10 protein-coding genes are annotated in these 14,859 nt (G+C 63.6%); 4 read left to right on the top strand and 6 right to left on the bottom strand.

Translation table 11 applies throughout. The annotated features are described in order from the left end of the window. Window positions 1-4: 4 nt before the first annotated feature. Both kdpA and kdpF read right to left on the bottom strand, forming a co-directional pair. Window positions 5-1,810 (bottom strand): potassium-transporting ATPase subunit KdpA, encoded by a 1,806-nt coding sequence (kdpA, locus tag YQ44_RS02205; protein ID WP_071321982.1) that lies wholly within the window; start codon window positions 1,808-1,810, stop codon window positions 5-7. After that, window positions 1,810-1,899 carry a K(+)-transporting ATPase subunit F gene (gene kdpF, locus YQ44_RS02200; protein ID WP_071321981.1) on the bottom strand — a complete coding sequence of 30 codons (90 nt, stop codon included), beginning with the start codon at window positions 1,897-1,899 and terminating at the stop codon, window positions 1,810-1,812. Before kdpF ends, kdpA begins: the two co-directional genes overlap by 1 nt. Window positions 1,900-2,362: 463 nt before the next feature. On the opposite strand from kdpF, the gene YQ44_RS02195 reads away from it, so the two are divergent. Genes YQ44_RS02195 through parC form a run of 4 tightly spaced genes read left to right on the top strand, consistent with a single transcriptional unit; the run spans window position 2,363 to window position 10,324 of the window. Further along, window positions 2,363-4,360 carry a DNA topoisomerase IV subunit B gene (locus YQ44_RS02195; protein WP_071321980.1) on the top strand — a complete coding sequence of 666 codons (1,998 nt, stop codon included), beginning with the start codon at window positions 2,363-2,365 and terminating at the stop codon, window positions 4,358-4,360. After that, window positions 4,361-6,070: a molecular chaperone HscC gene (locus YQ44_RS02190; RefSeq protein WP_071321979.1), complete on the top strand. Its 1,710-nt coding sequence runs from the start codon at window positions 4,361-4,363 to the stop codon at window positions 6,068-6,070. Between the two features lie 12 nt (window positions 6,071-6,082). Then, window positions 6,083-7,921 (top strand): J domain-containing protein, encoded by a 1,839-nt coding sequence (locus YQ44_RS02185; protein ID WP_156894668.1) that lies wholly within the window; start codon window positions 6,083-6,085, stop codon window positions 7,919-7,921. Window positions 7,922-7,969: 48 nt separating this feature from the next. Continuing rightward, window positions 7,970-10,324, top strand: a complete 2,355-nt coding sequence (parC, locus tag YQ44_RS02180) for a DNA topoisomerase IV subunit A (protein WP_071321977.1) — start codon at window positions 7,970-7,972, stop codon at window positions 10,322-10,324. A gap of 348 nt (window positions 10,325-10,672) precedes the next feature. On the opposite strand, the gene YQ44_RS28600 is transcribed toward parC, so the two are convergent. The 4 genes from YQ44_RS28600 to YQ44_RS02160 form a co-directional block, all read right to left on the bottom strand. Beyond that, window positions 10,673-11,053 carry a hypothetical protein gene (locus YQ44_RS28600; protein WP_156894667.1) on the bottom strand — a complete coding sequence of 127 codons (381 nt, stop codon included), beginning with the start codon at window positions 11,051-11,053 and terminating at the stop codon, window positions 10,673-10,675. A gap of 259 nt (window positions 11,054-11,312) precedes the next feature. Then, window positions 11,313-11,654 (bottom strand): hypothetical protein, encoded by a 342-nt coding sequence (locus YQ44_RS02170; protein WP_156894666.1) that lies wholly within the window; start codon window positions 11,652-11,654, stop codon window positions 11,313-11,315. Between the two features lie 57 nt (window positions 11,655-11,711). Next, complete coding sequence (locus YQ44_RS02165) at window positions 11,712-14,048, bottom strand: M43 family zinc metalloprotease (protein ID WP_269466316.1); 2,337 nt, start codon at window positions 14,046-14,048, stop codon at window positions 11,712-11,714. A gap of 154 nt (window positions 14,049-14,202) precedes the next feature. Beyond that, a complete protein-coding gene (locus YQ44_RS02160; RefSeq protein WP_071321975.1) occupies window positions 14,203-14,679 on the bottom strand; it encodes a hypothetical protein in 477 nt (158 codons plus the stop codon). Window positions 14,680-14,859 lie beyond the last annotated feature (180 nt).

Genomic DNA, 14,859 nt, shown 5'->3' with positions numbered 1-14,859 from the left:
CCTCTTATTTGATGAATAGTTGCAGGTGTTCGACGACGGGGCCCAGGGCCAGCGCGGGAACATAATTGAGCACGCCGACCAGCACGATGACGCCGATCAGCAGGCCGATGAACATGGGGCCGTGCGTGGGCATGGTGCCGGCATTGGCCGACAGGCGCTGCTTGCCGGCCAGTGAACCGGCCACCGCCAGCACGGGCACGATCACGGCGAAGCGGCCGAACCACATGGCGATCGCCAGCATCACGTTATAGAACGGCGTGTTGGCGGACAGGCCGGCAAACGCGCTGCCGTTGTTGTTGGCGGCCGAGGTGAAGGCGTACAGGATTTCGGAAAATCCATGCGCGCCCGGATTGGCCACGCCCACCGTGCCCGGCTCCACCATCACGGCGATCGCCGTTCCCGTCAGCACCAGGGCCGGCGTCACCAGGATGGCCAGCGACACCATCTTCATTTCATACGCCTGGATTTTCTTGCCCAGGTATTCCGGCGTGCGGCCTATCATCAGGCCGGCGATGAAGACGGCCAGGATGGCGAACATCAGCATGCCGTACAGGCCCGTGCCCACGCCGCCGAACACCACTTCGCCGAACTGCATCAGCAGCAGCGGCACCATGCCGCCCAGGGGCATGTAGGAGTCGTGCATGGAGTTGACGGCGCCGCACGATGCCGCCGTCGTCACCGCCGCGAACAGGGTCGAGGAGCTGATGCCGAAGCGCGTTTCCTTGCCTTCCATATTGCCGCCCGATTGCAGGCTGCTGGCCTGCTGGTCCACGCCCAGCGCCTGCAGGGCGGGATTGGCTTGCTGCTCGGCGCTCATCACGCCGGCCGTCATGACGACGAAGATAACGGTCATGGCGGCCAGCACGGCCCAGCCCTGGCGCATGTCGCCCACCATGCGGCCGAAGGTGAAGCACAGGCCGGCGGGAATCAGGAAGATGGCCAGCATCTGCAGGAAGTTCGACAGCACGGTGGGGTTTTCATACGGATGCGAGGAATTGGCATTGAAGAAGCCGCCGCCATTCGTGCCCAGCAGCTTGATCGACTCCTGCGACGCGACGGGGCCCATGGCGATCGTTTGCGTTTTTGCCACTTGCGCTTCCATCACGGGCTTGCCGGCCGCATCCAGCACGGGCTGGCCGTCGGCCGCCATTTTCGGCGTCTCATACGCCACCTGGTCGAGCAGGGTCACTTCCTTGTACGGGGAAAAATTCTGGATCATGCCTTCGCCCATGAAGACGACGGACAGGGCCAAGGAGAGCGGCAGCAGGATGTACAGGGTCGAGCGCACCAGGTCGACCCAGAAATTGCCGATCGACTTGCCCGAGCGCGAGGCGAAGCCGCGCACCAGCGCAAAGATCACGGCGATGCCCGTGGCGGCCGAGAAAAAGTTCTGGCAGGCCAGGCCCAGCATCTGGGTCAGGTAGCTCATGGTCTGTTCGCCGCCGTAGCCCTGCCAGTTGGTATTGGCGACAAAGCTGACGGTGGTATTGAACGAGGAATCCGGGCTGACGGCGCCCAGTCCCTGGGGGTTCAGCGGTAAAAAGCCCTGCAGGCGCTGCAGGCCATACACAAACACGGCGCCCACGGTATTGAAGACGATCAGGGCGATGGCATAGCTTTTCCAGCCCATGGCCTTGTCGGCGGGCAGGCCGGACCAGCGGTACAGCAGGTTTTCCAGCTTTTGCAGCCAGCCCAGGCCGCGCAGCGGCGCGTCGCCGGCCACCCTGGCCATGTACGATCCCAGCGGATAGGCGGCCGCCAGCAGCACGACGAGGAAAGCGAGCAGTAATAGTGTTGATTGGGTCGTCATCACAGTTCCTCCGCCTTCAGCAGCGCCACCAGCAGGTACACGAGCAAGCCGGCCGACACGAAGGCGCCCAGCACATAGAACGCGTTCATTTCACGCTCCCTAATTTGTCGCAGGCGACGGCAAAGCCGGCCACCACGACGAAAAACACGGCAATCAAGCCGAGATACACGATATCCATTCCCACCCTCATTCAGGTTTGTTTTGATAGTGAGCAGATTAGCCAAATGGGTCTAAAAAATTCGTAAAGACTGGGCGGGCAGCTGTAAACAAGATGTAAAAACGGGGGCTTTACCGCATAAAATCCGCCACAATTGGCGCAAAACCACGGCTGTGGCGCACTCTTGTTGCCTTGGAGTAGCGCTATTGCTCGCCGATCAAGATAGAATGCGCGAGCGTCCGCACAAGGACGCCTAGCCTGCCGCACTGCCCTCCCCCAGTGACGCTGGATGGGATATACTGTATATTCATACAGTTATCGCCGCCGCTGTCACTGCGCCGCGCAGTGCCCCGGCCTGGCGTTCCAACCACTGTCTTTACTTAGCTTGAACACGTATGGCCACTAAAAAACCAGCATCCGACTACAGCGAATCATCCATCCGTGTCCTGAAAGGACTGGAACCCGTCAAGCAGCGCCCGGGGATGTACACCCGCACTGAAAATCCGCTGCACATCATTCAGGAAGTGATCGACAATGCCTCCGACGAGGCGCTGGGCGGTCACTGCACGCATATCGCCGTCACGCAAAACACCGATGGCAGCATCACCGTCGAAGACAATGGCCGCGGCATTCCCGTCGGCCTGCATCCGGAAGAAGGCGTGCCGACGGTGGAAATCGTGTTTACGCGACTGCACGCGGGCGGCAAGTTCGACAAGGGCTCGGGCGGCGCCTACGCGTTTTCGGGCGGCCTGCACGGCGTCGGCGTATCCGTCACCAATGCGCTGTCGACGCGCCTGGAAATCACCGTCTGGCGCAAGGAAAGCGACGGCAACGGCCTGCATCACATGGTGTTTGCCAACGGCGACGTGATCGAGCCATTGAATTCGCGTCCCGCCCCGCGCGACGGCAAGAAGTCGGGCACGCGCGTGACGGCCTGGCCCGATGCAAAGTATTTTGACTCGCCCAACATCTCGCAAACCGAGCTGCAACGCCTGCTGCGCTCGAAAGCCGTGCTGCTGCCGGGCGTAACGGTCACGCTGACCAACGCCAAAACTGGCGACACGCAAACCTGGCTGTACGCGGAAGGCTTGCGCGGCTACCTGACCGAATCGCTGGCGCAGGTGTCGAATGGCGAAACGCTGATCCCCCTGTTCGAGGGCGCGCAATACGCGGGCCCGGACTCGGAAGGCTTTGCCGAAGGCGAAGGCGCGGCCTGGGTCGTGGCGTGGACGGAAGAAGGTGCCATCGTGCGCGAGTCGTATGTCAACCTGATTCCCACCTCGAATGGCGGCACGCACGAATCGGGCTTGCGCGACGGCCTGTTCGGCGCCGTGAAGAACTTCGTCGAGATGCATTCGCTGCTGCCGAAAGGCGTGAAGCTGCTGCCCGAAGACGTATTCGCGCGCGCTTCCTTCGTGCTGTCGGCGAAGGTGCTGGACCCGCAATTCCAGGGCCAGATCAAGGAACGCCTGAACTCGCGCGACGCCGTGCGCCTCGTCTCGACCTTCACCAAGCCGCCGCTGGAACTGTGGCTGAACCAGCACGTCGACTACGGCAAGAAGCTGGCGGAATTGGTGATCAAGCAGGCACAGTCGCGCCAGCGCTCGCTGCAAAAAGTGGAAAAGAAAAAATCCTCGGGCGTGGCCGTATTGCCGGGCAAGCTGACCGACTGCGAATCGTCGGACATCACGCGCAATGAACTGTTCCTCGTCGAGGGCGACTCGGCGGGCGGTTCGGCCAAGATGGGCCGCGACAAGGAATTCCAGGCCATCCTGCCCCTGCGCGGCAAGGTGCTGAACTCGTGGGAGACGGACCGCGACCGCCTGTTCGCCAACAACGAGATCCACGACATCGCAGTCGCCATCGGCGTCGACCCGCACACCGTGGGCGATTCCCCGGACCTGTCCGGTCTGCGCTACGGCAAGATCTGCATCCTCTCCGACGCGGACGTGGACGGCTCGCACATCCAGGTATTGCTGCTGACCCTGTTCTTCAAGCACTTCCCCGCCCTGATCAACAAGGGCCATATCTGCATCGCCCGTCCGCCGCTGTACCGCGTGGACGCACCCGCGCGCGGCAAGAAGCCGATCCAGAAAATCTACGCGCTCGACGATGGCGAACTGCTCGCCATCGAGGACAAGCTGCGCAAGGAAGGCGTGAAACAGGGCGCCTGGTCGATCTCGCGCTTCAAGGGCCTGGGCGAGATGAACGCCGAGCAGCTGTGGGAAACGACGATGAACCCGGACACGCGCCGCCTGCTGCCCGTGACCCTGGGCGAAATCGACCACATGGCCTCGGCCGCCCGCTTCAACATGCTGATGGGCAAAGGCGAGGCGGCAGGCCGCCGCGCCTGGATCGAGGAACACGGCAATGAGGCGGAGGCGGATATCTAAATGATCATCGGCATCGACCTCGGCACCACCAACAGCCTGGTCGCCATCTGGCGCGACGGCAAGGCATCCATCATTCCGAATGCGCTGGGCGACCACCTGACGCCGTCGTGCGTCAGCATCGACGACGATGGTACCGTGCTGGTGGGGCGCGCCGCGCGCGAGCGCCTGCAGACGCACCCGCAGCTGACGGCGGCCGTCTTCAAGCGCTACATGGGCAGCGAAAAGAAGATCACCCTCGGCACGCAGCACTTCCGTCCGGAAGAGCTGTCGTCGATGGTGCTGCGCGCGCTGAAGGAAGATGCCGAGGCATTCCTCGGCCACAAGGTCGAGGAAGCCATCATCACCGTGCCCGCGTATTTCAGCGATGCGCAGCGCAAGGCCACGCGCATCGCAGGCCAGCTGGCAGGCCTGCGCGTGGAGCGGCTGCTGAATGAACCGACGGCCGCCGCGCTGGCCTACGGCATCCGCGACAAGGAACAGGAAAGCAAATTCCTCGTCTTCGACCTGGGCGGCGGCACCTTCGACGTGTCGATCCTGGAACTGTTTGAAGGCGTGATGGAAGTGCGCGCCTCGGCCGGCGACAATTTCCTCGGCGGCGAAGACTTCGTCAGCGTGCTGGTCGACGCCTTTTTGGAGGGCAGCGGCCTGCGCGACGCCGTCGGCAGCCGCCTGCTCGACCCGCGCCAGCAGCAGTTGCTGCGCGACGAGGCGGAGCGCGTCAAGCGCCTGTTGTCGGAGCAGCCCTCCGTGCGCATGGTCACGCGCTACCAGGACAGGGAATATAGCTGGGAGATCAACGAAGACAAGCTGGCGCAGCTGTGCGAACCCCTTCTGGCCCGCTTGCGCCTGCCCGTGGAACGGGCGCTGCGCGACGCCACCATCCGCGCCGCCGAATTGAATGAAGTGGTGCTGGCCGGCGGCGCCACGCGCATGCCGCTGGTACGCAAGCTCGTCTCGCGCATGTTTGGCCGCTTCCCCGCCATCCACCTGGATCCGGATGAAGCGGTGGCGCTGGGCGCCGCCGTGCAGGCGGGCCTGAAAATGCGCGATGCGGCCCTCGATGAAGTGGTCATGACCGACGTGGCGCCGTACTCGCTGGGCATTTCCATTTCGCGCCAGGTCGGCGCGAACCAGTATGAGGGCGGCCATTACCTGCCCATCATCGAACGCAACTCCGTGGTACCCGTCTCCCGCACGGAAAACATCACCACCATCCACGACAACCAGAAGGAAATCAACGTGGCGATCTTCCAGGGCGAGTCGCGCCTGGTGGCCGACAACGTCTTCCTCGGCAAGATCAGCTTCCCGATTCCCGCCAAGAAGGCCGGCGAGGTCGGCATCGACGTGCGCTTCACCTATGACGTCAGCGGCGTGCTGGAAGCGGAAGTGACGGTGCTGGCCACGCAGGAAAAGCACAAGATGGTCATCAGCGACAATGCGGGCGTGATGACGCCGGAACAGATCGAGCGGCGCTTCCTTGAACTGGCCGACCTGAAGATCCACCCGCGCGAACAGCTGGAGAACCGCACCCTGGTCACGCGCGCCGACCGCCTGTATGAACAGTCGCTGGGCGACGTGCGCCAGTACCTGGCCGCGCATACGGCCAACTTCCAGGCCGCGCTGGAGACGCAGGACCCGAACACCATCCGCAAGGCGCGCCAGGCGCTCGACGAAGTGTTGCGCCAGGTCGAGAGCGAGAGCTTCCTGTAGATGGACGGCGGCATGCACAACGCAGAACGCGGCCTGTGGGAGATCCTGGACACGGCACCGACGGGCGACGAGCGCGCCATCAAGCGCGCGTATGCAAAGCGCCTGAAGGTGACACGTCCCGAGGATGATGCGGCCGCCTTCCAGGAACTGCGCGACGCCTATGAATACGCGCTGCGCCATGCGCAGCTGTTTGCCGCCGAGTTACAGGAGCAGGCTGAGGAAACGGCTGAAGCGCATCCGGCCCCGGTAGCGGCAAGTATCGCAGAGACCGGGACGCCGCACGTGGAAGCCGCCGAATTATGGGGCGTCATCGACGACGATACCCGAGACACTCGGGACGCGCCTGCGGAACTGTGGGGCGTCATCGCCCAGGAACAGGCACCGCCAGCCGAATTGTGGGGCGTGGTCGCCATCGACCCGGTGCAGGAAGGCGCCAGCCTGTGGCAGGCATTCCTGGAACAGGCAAGGCAGCGCAACGGGGTCACCCTGCTGCCAGGCTTCCTCGAGCGCGGGGAATTGCTGAACCTCGACGTGCGCGAGGAATTCGACCTGTGCGCGCTGCGCTACTGCGCCAGCGCCGGCTATGAGCTGGCGCTGCGCCAGGCCCTGTTCGAGCAGCTGGGCTGGGAGCACGATTTTTCCTACCTGGCGCGCAGCCATGCGGACCTGGTGCGCAGCGCCGTGCAGCGCTACCGGGCCGACCGCTCGTTTGCCCATTGCAGCGACAACCGCGACAGCTACCCGGGCCTGGACTGCATCATGTCGCAACAGCCGCCGAGCGCCTACGCGCGCCAGCTGTTCGATCAAAAATTCACGCTGCAGCTGCGCGAGCTGCTGCAGACGATACGCTGGCAGCATGCCGAAATGCTGGCCTACAAGCTCGATACGGATCTGTTCGAGCAATGGGAACACGTCGTCCATGCCAAACGCTACTTCAAGCAGACGGCGCTGGCATCGTGCGGCCTCGGTTTCGTGCTGCACTTCATGCTGGCCGGCGTGCTCGATGCGGCCGGCTTCAAGCTCGGCGACACGGCTGGCTATGCCAGCCTGCTGGGTTGCCAGGCGCTGGCCTTTGCCCTGCTGGCCATGCATGCCTTGCGCTGGCCGGCGCCGCTGTTCGCACGCCTGGAAGCACGGCAGGAAGCATTGCAGGAACGCCTGCCCGCGCTGTGGGAGCGGCCCGGCCTGCGGCAACTGGGCTGGATCGTGCCCTACCTCGCGCTGGCGCTGCTGCTATTCCTGCCCGAACGCAGCGAGTCCATGCGCCTCGTCACTTCGGCCGGCTTGTGCGCGTCGGCCTTGCTCGCGTATGCGCTGAATCGCCAACTGCTGCATGGCATGCTGCTGCTCCTGGCCCTGGGCCTGTCGCTGTTCGCCGCCATGTTCATGAGCGGCAAAGGCCAGGCGGCGCTCGCCATCGGCGAGGCCATGCCGCTGATGTTTTGCCTGGCGGCGCTGGCCCTGCGCAGCGCCACCGGCCTGTATGGCGATTGCCGCTTCCCCGAGGCGCTGCTGCCCCGCCTGCGCGCGGCATGGCTGATCGGCTGTGCGGGCTTGCTATCGCTGCTGTATGCGCAGCAGCTGCCGGCCGTCCTCGCCGGCGCCATGCTGTTTGCCTGGTCCTGCACCGGCTTGCTGTTTTCTCCCAGCGATTTCCGCTGGAAGACGATGTGGCCGCTGGTCCTGGTACCGTCCATCGGCAGCTTTCTGCTGGCCGGCCAGGCCCCCGCTATCCGCGCCATGCCGATGATGCATCACAGCGTCGAACTGGCCATGGCCGTGCTGTATCTGACCTTGCGCTACATGTATCTGACGTACGGCAAGTCCTTTTCCAAATCCGGGCTGTCATAATCGGCTCCACGAATTCAACCGCAACCACTTAATACTGAAACAAGCGCCATGTCCACACAAACCAATTTATTTGACGATGCCCAGCCTGAGCCGATCGAGCCGGATGAACCGGTATTCGACGGTGAAGCGCTGACCCTGTCCACGTTTGCCGAGCGCGCCTATCTCGATTACGCCATCTCGGTGGTCAAGGGCCGCGCCCTGCCCGACGTCTGCGATGGCCAGAAGCCCGTGCAGCGCCGCATCCTGTATGCGATGAATGAGCTGGGCTTGAATTCCACGGCGAAGCCGCGCAAATCGGCGGCCGTGGTCGGCGACGTGCTGGGCAAGCTGCATCCGCACGGCGACCAGTCCGTGTATGACGCGCTGGTGCGCATGGCGCAGGACTTCTCGCTGCGCTACCCGCTGATCGATGGCCAGGGCAACTTCGGTTCGCGCGACGGCGACGGCGCGGCGGCGATGCGCTACACGGAAGCGCGTCTGACGCCGATCGCCAAGCTGCTGATGGATGAAATCGGCATGGGCACGGTGGACTTCCAGCCCAATTACGACGGCTCGACGGAAGAACCGAAGCTGCTGCCGGCGCGCCTGCCGATGGTGCTGCTGAACGGCGCCTCCGGCATCGCCGTGGGCCTGGCGACGGAAATCCCGTCGCACAACCTGGCGGAAGTGGCGAAAGCGGCTGTCGCCATGATCCGCGATCCAAAGATCACGCACGCCGAACTGATGGCCATCATCCCCGGCCCAGACTTCCCCGGCGGCGGCCAGATCATCACGCCGCCATCGCAGATCCAGGACATGTACGCGAGCGGCCGTGGCAGCATGAAGGTGCGCGCACGCTGGAAGATCGAGGAACTGGCGCGCGGCCAGTGGCAAGCCGTCGTGACGGAACTGCCGCCGGGCACCTCGTCGCAAAAGGTGCTGGAAGAAATCGAGGAACTGACGAATCCGAAGATCAAGCTGGGCAAGAAGGCACTGTCGCCGGAGCAGGTGGCCCTGAAGGCGCTGATCCTCAATTCGCTCGACACCATCCGCGACGAATCGGGCCGCGCCGCGCCCGTGCGCCTCGTGTTCGAGCCGAAATCGAAAAACCAGGACCAGACGGAATTCATGCTGATGCTGCTGGCGCACACGTCGCTGGAATCGTCGACCTCGATCAACCTGGTGATGATAGGCGGCGATGGCCGTCCGCGCCAGAAGGGCCTGGGCGACATCCTGCGCGAGTGGATCGACTTCCGTTTCGAGACCGTGACCCGCCGTACCGGCTACAAACTGGGCAAGGTCAAGGACCGCATCCATATCCTGGAAGGGCGCGAAGCGATCCTGCTCAATATCGACAAGGTGATCCAGATCATCCGCAATTCGGATGAACCGAAGGCGGCCCTGATCGACGCGTTCAATCTGTCCGAGCGCCAGGCCGACGATATCCTGGAAATCCGCTTGCGCCAGCTGGCGCGCCTGGAAACGCTCAAGATCCAGCAGGAACTGGCCGAGCTGCGCAAGGAAGAAAAGTCGCTGCAGGACCTGCTCGACAACCCGGGTTCGATGAAACGCGCCATCATCCGCGAAATCGAGGCGGACGCCAAGCAGTTCGGCGATGCGCGCCGCACCCTGATCGAGGAAGCGCAAAAAGCCGTGGCCGAGCAGAAGGTGGTCGATGAACCGGTCACCGTCATCATCTCGGAAAAAGGCTGGGTGCGCGCGCGTACCGGCATCGGCCACGATGCAGCCCAGTTCACGTTCAAGGCGGGCGATACCCTGCATGGCGCCTTCGAGTGCCGCACGGTCGACACCTTGCTCGGCTTTGGCAACAACGGCAGGATTTATTCCGTGCCCGTTTCCGCGCTGCCCAACGCACGCGGCGACGGCGTGCCGATCACGACCTTGTGCGACCTGAGCGGCGGTACACCGGGCAACGCCGTGCGCATCCTCCACTACTTCGCGGGCAATGGCGCCACCAGCCTGCTGCTGGCGTCGAGCGCCGGCTACGGCTTCATCGCCAAGGCGGGCGACATGGCCAGTCGCTTGAAAGGCGGCAAGGCCTTCATCACGCTGGACGACGGCGACGTGCCACTCGAGCCAAAGATCATCCCTGACGCGGCCAGCGCCGTGGCCTGCCTGACGGAAGGCGCGCGCCTGCTCGTGTTCGGCCTCGATGAAATGAAAACCCTGTCCAAGGGCGGCACGGGCGTCAAGCTGATCGACCTGGAAGGCAAGGACAAGCTGCTGGCCGTGCAGCCGATCACGCAACGCGGCGTCGTCGTCTCCGGCATCGGCCGCGCATCGAAACCGCAGGATGCGTCGCTGGGCGCCACGGCCCTGGCCGAGCACTTCGGCAAGCGCGCCAGGAAAGGCAAGGCGCTGGCGGCCAAGCTGAAGCCCGTTTCGATGACGGCCATCGGCTGATGCAGGGTTGATACGGTTCGGTCGATACGTCGGCCGGACCGTCTTTCCCGCAGACTAAAAAACTAGATGCTGCGAGAAGCGGCCAGCGCAGGGTCGCAGGCCGGTGCCGCTGATTCTGGCCATCACGCCGGCATAAACTTTTCTTCAGAGCAAGTCAAAATTGCCTCTGCAGCTCGTGCAAGAGCTGCCAGCCTTGCTGTGGCATCGAGCATGAATGCGGCTGGAATACAGACTGCCAGCCATCGCCGGGCAGCTATCGCCCTTCATCCGAAAACAATCTCCGTTTCACCCGTTTTCTTCATCTGAAAAAACGGGGCAAACCATCGCCATCCCGTCTTGGGAAATGACTTAATTCACAACATCCACATAAGACGCTTCGCACATATCGCCGCGTATCGGCAGCCGGTCGTCAAAGTTGATATTGATTTTCTTACCCATGGAAAATGCGAGATAAACGGCGGCAATCAAATGTTTATGCTTGGCATCCACCGCCACGCGATAGGCCAGCGCCGGGCATCCCATGCCCGCAGGCAGATTAACCGGGGCCGCGAACCAGATTTCAATGGCATTGGCAAACACGGGAGTAGAAAAGTCTCCGATACCGCGTATCTTGCTGATCGTGACATTTTCAACATGAATTTCAGCCGCCTGTGCCGGAAGGCAGCAACTAATGAGCACAGCGGAAACCAACAGGCTTTTCGCTTTTAAAACACTAAAAGATATCGTCATTATTTATAGGGGAAACACTCACATTTTTCCACAAACAATCGGCATATCGAATGTTGCGTATGAGAAAATTAAGTCTAGCGTTTTATGCAAGCGCCGTCCATACGAGAACTTTCCTCTAGACACCAGACCAGCAACAGTTAACAGATTTAAATAGGCAGTCAACGTGATTTATCTGGCAGATGGCCAGGTGGGCGATATTCATTCAAGGTGAGGGAACAATGCCGGCGGCCGCGCAAGCAGCTGCTTTCCCTCTTCCTCGTCAGCGCCGCGCCAGTTTGAGGATGTCCGGCGTGGCCTCGATGATTTCCAGCACCTCTTGCGGCGCCGCCGCCGTGCCGCCCACGCCATAGCGGCCCATGCCCAAGGGAACGAGCCGGTCGGCCGCGCCGGCGCGCGGACGGTCATCGGGGCCGGGCGACATGGCGGTCAGGGTGGCGGCACCTTCTTCCCCCGTTTTTCCGCCAGTGCCGAATTCGAGCACCTTGCGCCCCTTGCGGCTGGGCGGAAACGCGAACGTGGCCGTGGGCCGGTACACTTCGATACCGCCCGCATCTTCCTCGAACGAGTGCGTCCAGCTACCGCTGGGCAATGCCATCGTCATGCCATGCATGCCGCCCCCTTTCCGAACCATCGCTGTCCAGACGCCCATAGGGCGCCGTCAGAAGCACGATACCACGCCGCCCAGGCTTTCATAGCCGCTCACGGATGGTGACCAGGCCGAACCGTTCCAGGCCTTGTGGAACAGGGCGCCATTGGTGCCCGTGACAAACACGTCGAGGCGGTTGGCGGCCCAGGCCGTGGCGCGCGGACGCGACGTGCACACGCCGCCCAGGCTTTCAAAGCCCGTCAGCGATGGGCTCCAGGCACTGCCGTTCCACGCCTTGTGGTACAGCGCGCTGTCCGTGCCGATGACGAACAGGTCCAGGCGGTTGGCCGCCCACGACACGGCTTCCACTTCGCCCACGCAGATGCCGCCCAGGCGTTCGAAGCCATCGATGGATGGCCCCCATTGCGTGCCATCCCACCACTTATGGTACAGCGCGCCATCGGTGCCGGTGACAAACACATCGAGGCGGTTCGGCCCCCACGCCACCGCCTTCGGCGACGACATGCAGATGCCGCCCAGCCGTTCATAGCCGTTCAGCGACGGTCCCCAGGCCGTGCCGTTCCACCACTTATGGTACAGGGCGCGGTCCGTGCCGATGACGAACACGTCCAGGCGGTTCGGGCCCCAGGCCACGGCTTCGGGCTGGCCCAGGCAGATGCCGCCCATGGCTTCGTAGCCCGTCAGCGACGGGCCCCAGGCCGCGCCATTCCACCATTTGTGATACAGGCCCCGGTCCGTGCCGACGACAAACACGTCGAGACGGTTCGGGCCCCAGGCCACGGCGCGCGGGTCGCCCACGCACAGGCCGCCCATCGCCTCGTAGCCCGTCAGCGACGGCCCCCATGCCGAGCCATTCCACCACTTGTGGAACAGGCCGCTGTCGGTGCCCGTGACGAAAACGTCGAGCCGGTTCGGCGCCCATGACACCACCTGCGGCGCACTGGTGCAAATGCCGCCCTGCCCCTCGTAACCGCTCACGGAGGGCGCCCACGCCGCCCCGTTCCAGGCCTTGTGGTATAGCGCGCGGTCGGTGCCCAGCACGAAGACGTCGAGGCGGTTCGCGCCCCAGGCCACGACGGGAGAAGAACTCTGGCGCGGCGTGGCGCCGCCGCCCGCGCCCGTGCCGATGCTGGCGCGCGGGCCATCGAGGCAGGCCTGCATGCGCGCCACCTGGCCCGTGGTAAACATGAACATGGCCGGGTCGTCGACATAATCCATGTAATTCATGAACATGTCGCCATTCGGTCCATTGCTGCAGGAAACATGGGGGAACGAAGGCTGGCCCGTGTTCGGTCCACCCTGGTTGGGCGTATCGGCCACGTTGTCGGTACCCGAGCACCCCGTGCCGTCGTCGCCCCAGATATGGTTCAGGTTCAGCCAATGCCCCACCTCGTGCGTGGCCGTGCGGCCCAGGTGGAACGGCGGCGCCGCCGTGCCGACGGTGCCGAACGCCGATTGCAAGACCACCACGCCGTCGGTGGCGGCCGGGCCGCCGGGAAACTGCGCGTAGCCGAGCAAGCCACCGCCAAGCTGGCAGACCCAGATATTGAGGTAGGTATCGGACGGCCAGGCATTCATGCCGCCCGTCGCCTGCGACTTGACGGCGTCGTCGGCACCGAAGGACGTCACTGTCGTCTGGCGCCGCTCGATGCCGCTGGTGGCCGCCCCGTTCGGATCGCGCGTGGCCAGCGCGAATTCCACGCGCGCGTCGGCCGTCAGCGGCAGGAATGGTGCCGGAGTGCTGCCCACATCGCTGTTCGTGCGCCGGTAATCGCGGTTGAGCACATCGATCTGGCTGGCAATCTGCGCGTCCGAGATATTCTGCGCGGCCGTGTTCCACACCACGTGCACCACCACCGGTATCTGCGTCACGCCGGCGCGCGCGGCGATGCTGCGGTCGCCTTCGTACAAGCCGGCCAGGTTCTCGATATCGTCGCGCACGCGCGCATAGGCGGGATCTTCGCTCAGCAGGCGACGATGCACGTCCATCGTGGCGCAGGTGCGCACCTGCGGCGTGCCGCCGCCCTGGCTATCGCCAGCGCCGCCGCCGTCGCCCCCCATGCCGCCGCCCGCGCCACCACCGGCCCCGTCGCGGTCACCGCCCATGCCGTCGCCATCGCCCACATGCATGCAGCTGGCGCCGGCCATGCCCTGCGATGCCTGCTGCATGCCGCCGGCGGGCATGCTTGCCGCATCCGCTGCCGCCGCGGCATGGATGACCGCCTGGTCGGCATACGACACGCCCAGGCGCGGCCCGGGCATGCGATCGCCGCTGTCCGCGCCGGCATCGGCGGCCTGCATGTCGCCCTCGACCGGCATGGACTGCATGGCCGGCATGCCGTCAGCGGAACCGGTCGCCGGTGTTCTTTTCGTTTTGGCGGTAGTCATGATGTCTCCCTTGGTCTGTCTGCCAATTCACTATGGCACGGCGACAGGGCGGGCATTTGAGGCACGTCAAGGATGGCAACGCCAGGGAAAAGGCAGGCGAAAAAAAAGACAGCCGGGGCTGTCTTTTTTGCTACAGGAAAACCTGCATGAGGAATTACTTGGCGGCGGCGGCCTTGACTTCAGCGTCGGCCTTGGCCTTGGCTTCTTCCGTCTTGGTGGCGGCGACAGCCTTGTCGGCGTTCGCTTCCACTTTTTCCTTGGCAACTTTAGCATCGGCTTTCACGGCAGCCTTGCCCGCTTTTGCATCGGCCTTGGCGGCCGCCTTGTCGGCCTTGGCTTCCGCTTTCAGCTTGTCTTCCGGGTCGGCATGCACCACTTTTTCGTGGGCCTTGGCCTTGGTTTTATTGGCCTTGTGATGGGCGTCGGCTTTCTTTTCGTCGGCCTTCATTTCTGCCTTGGCGACATTGGCGTCAGCCTTGGCATCGACCTTGGCTTCCGAAGCGGCAGCCTTGTTGACGTCTTTTTGCGCGGAAGCCTGGGCTTTCACGACGGCTTCGGTAGCCGGCGCCGTCTGGGCGATGGCGGCGGTGGCAAACAGGGTAGCGATCAGGGCGGCGAGTAATTTGTTCATGATGTGACCTTTCAATATGGATTCGATTTATTTTTACTAAAGGCGGGCAAAATGTTCCAAATTTGCCAGGCATCGCGCTGTTGTTGTCAGCAGCTCGATGGCATGACTTCATAGTAAAGACAAAGTCGAAACCAGACTGTGCGCTATCGCACTCAATGGGAAATATGTGCAATTCCGCAA

The sequence above is a fragment of the Janthinobacterium sp. 1_2014MBL_MicDiv genome, from assembly GCF_001865675.1.
GTDB lineage: Bacteria > Pseudomonadota > Gammaproteobacteria > Burkholderiales > Burkholderiaceae_D > Janthinobacterium.
Note: the sequence above shows the minus strand (reverse complement) of the source record. Positions and strands in the feature narration are given on the sequence as shown.

Coding starts and splice junctions, on each gene's coding strand:
- kdpA (WP_071321982.1), bottom strand. CDS start 1,810: ATGACGACCCAATCAACACTATTACTGCTCGCTTTCCTCGTCGTGCTG.
- kdpF (WP_071321981.1), bottom strand. CDS start 1,899: ATGAACGCGTTCTATGTGCTGGGCGCCTTCGTGTCGGCCGGCTTGCTC.
- YQ44_RS02195 (WP_071321980.1), top strand. CDS start 2,363: ATGGCCACTAAAAAACCAGCATCCGACTACAGCGAATCATCCATCCGT.
- YQ44_RS02190 (WP_071321979.1), top strand. CDS start 4,361: ATGATCATCGGCATCGACCTCGGCACCACCAACAGCCTGGTCGCCATC.
- YQ44_RS02185 (WP_156894668.1), top strand. CDS start 6,083: ATGCACAACGCAGAACGCGGCCTGTGGGAGATCCTGGACACGGCACCG.
- parC (WP_071321977.1), top strand. CDS start 7,970: ATGTCCACACAAACCAATTTATTTGACGATGCCCAGCCTGAGCCGATC.
- YQ44_RS28600 (WP_156894667.1), bottom strand. CDS start 11,053: ATGACGATATCTTTTAGTGTTTTAAAAGCGAAAAGCCTGTTGGTTTCC.
- YQ44_RS02170 (WP_156894666.1), bottom strand. CDS start 11,654: ATGACGATGGCATTGCCCAGCGGTAGCTGGACGCACTCGTTCGAGGAA.
- YQ44_RS02165 (WP_269466316.1), bottom strand. CDS start 14,048: ATGACTACCGCCAAAACGAAAAGAACACCGGCGACCGGTTCCGCTGAC.
- YQ44_RS02160 (WP_071321975.1), bottom strand. CDS start 14,679: ATGAACAAATTACTCGCCGCCCTGATCGCTACCCTGTTTGCCACCGCC.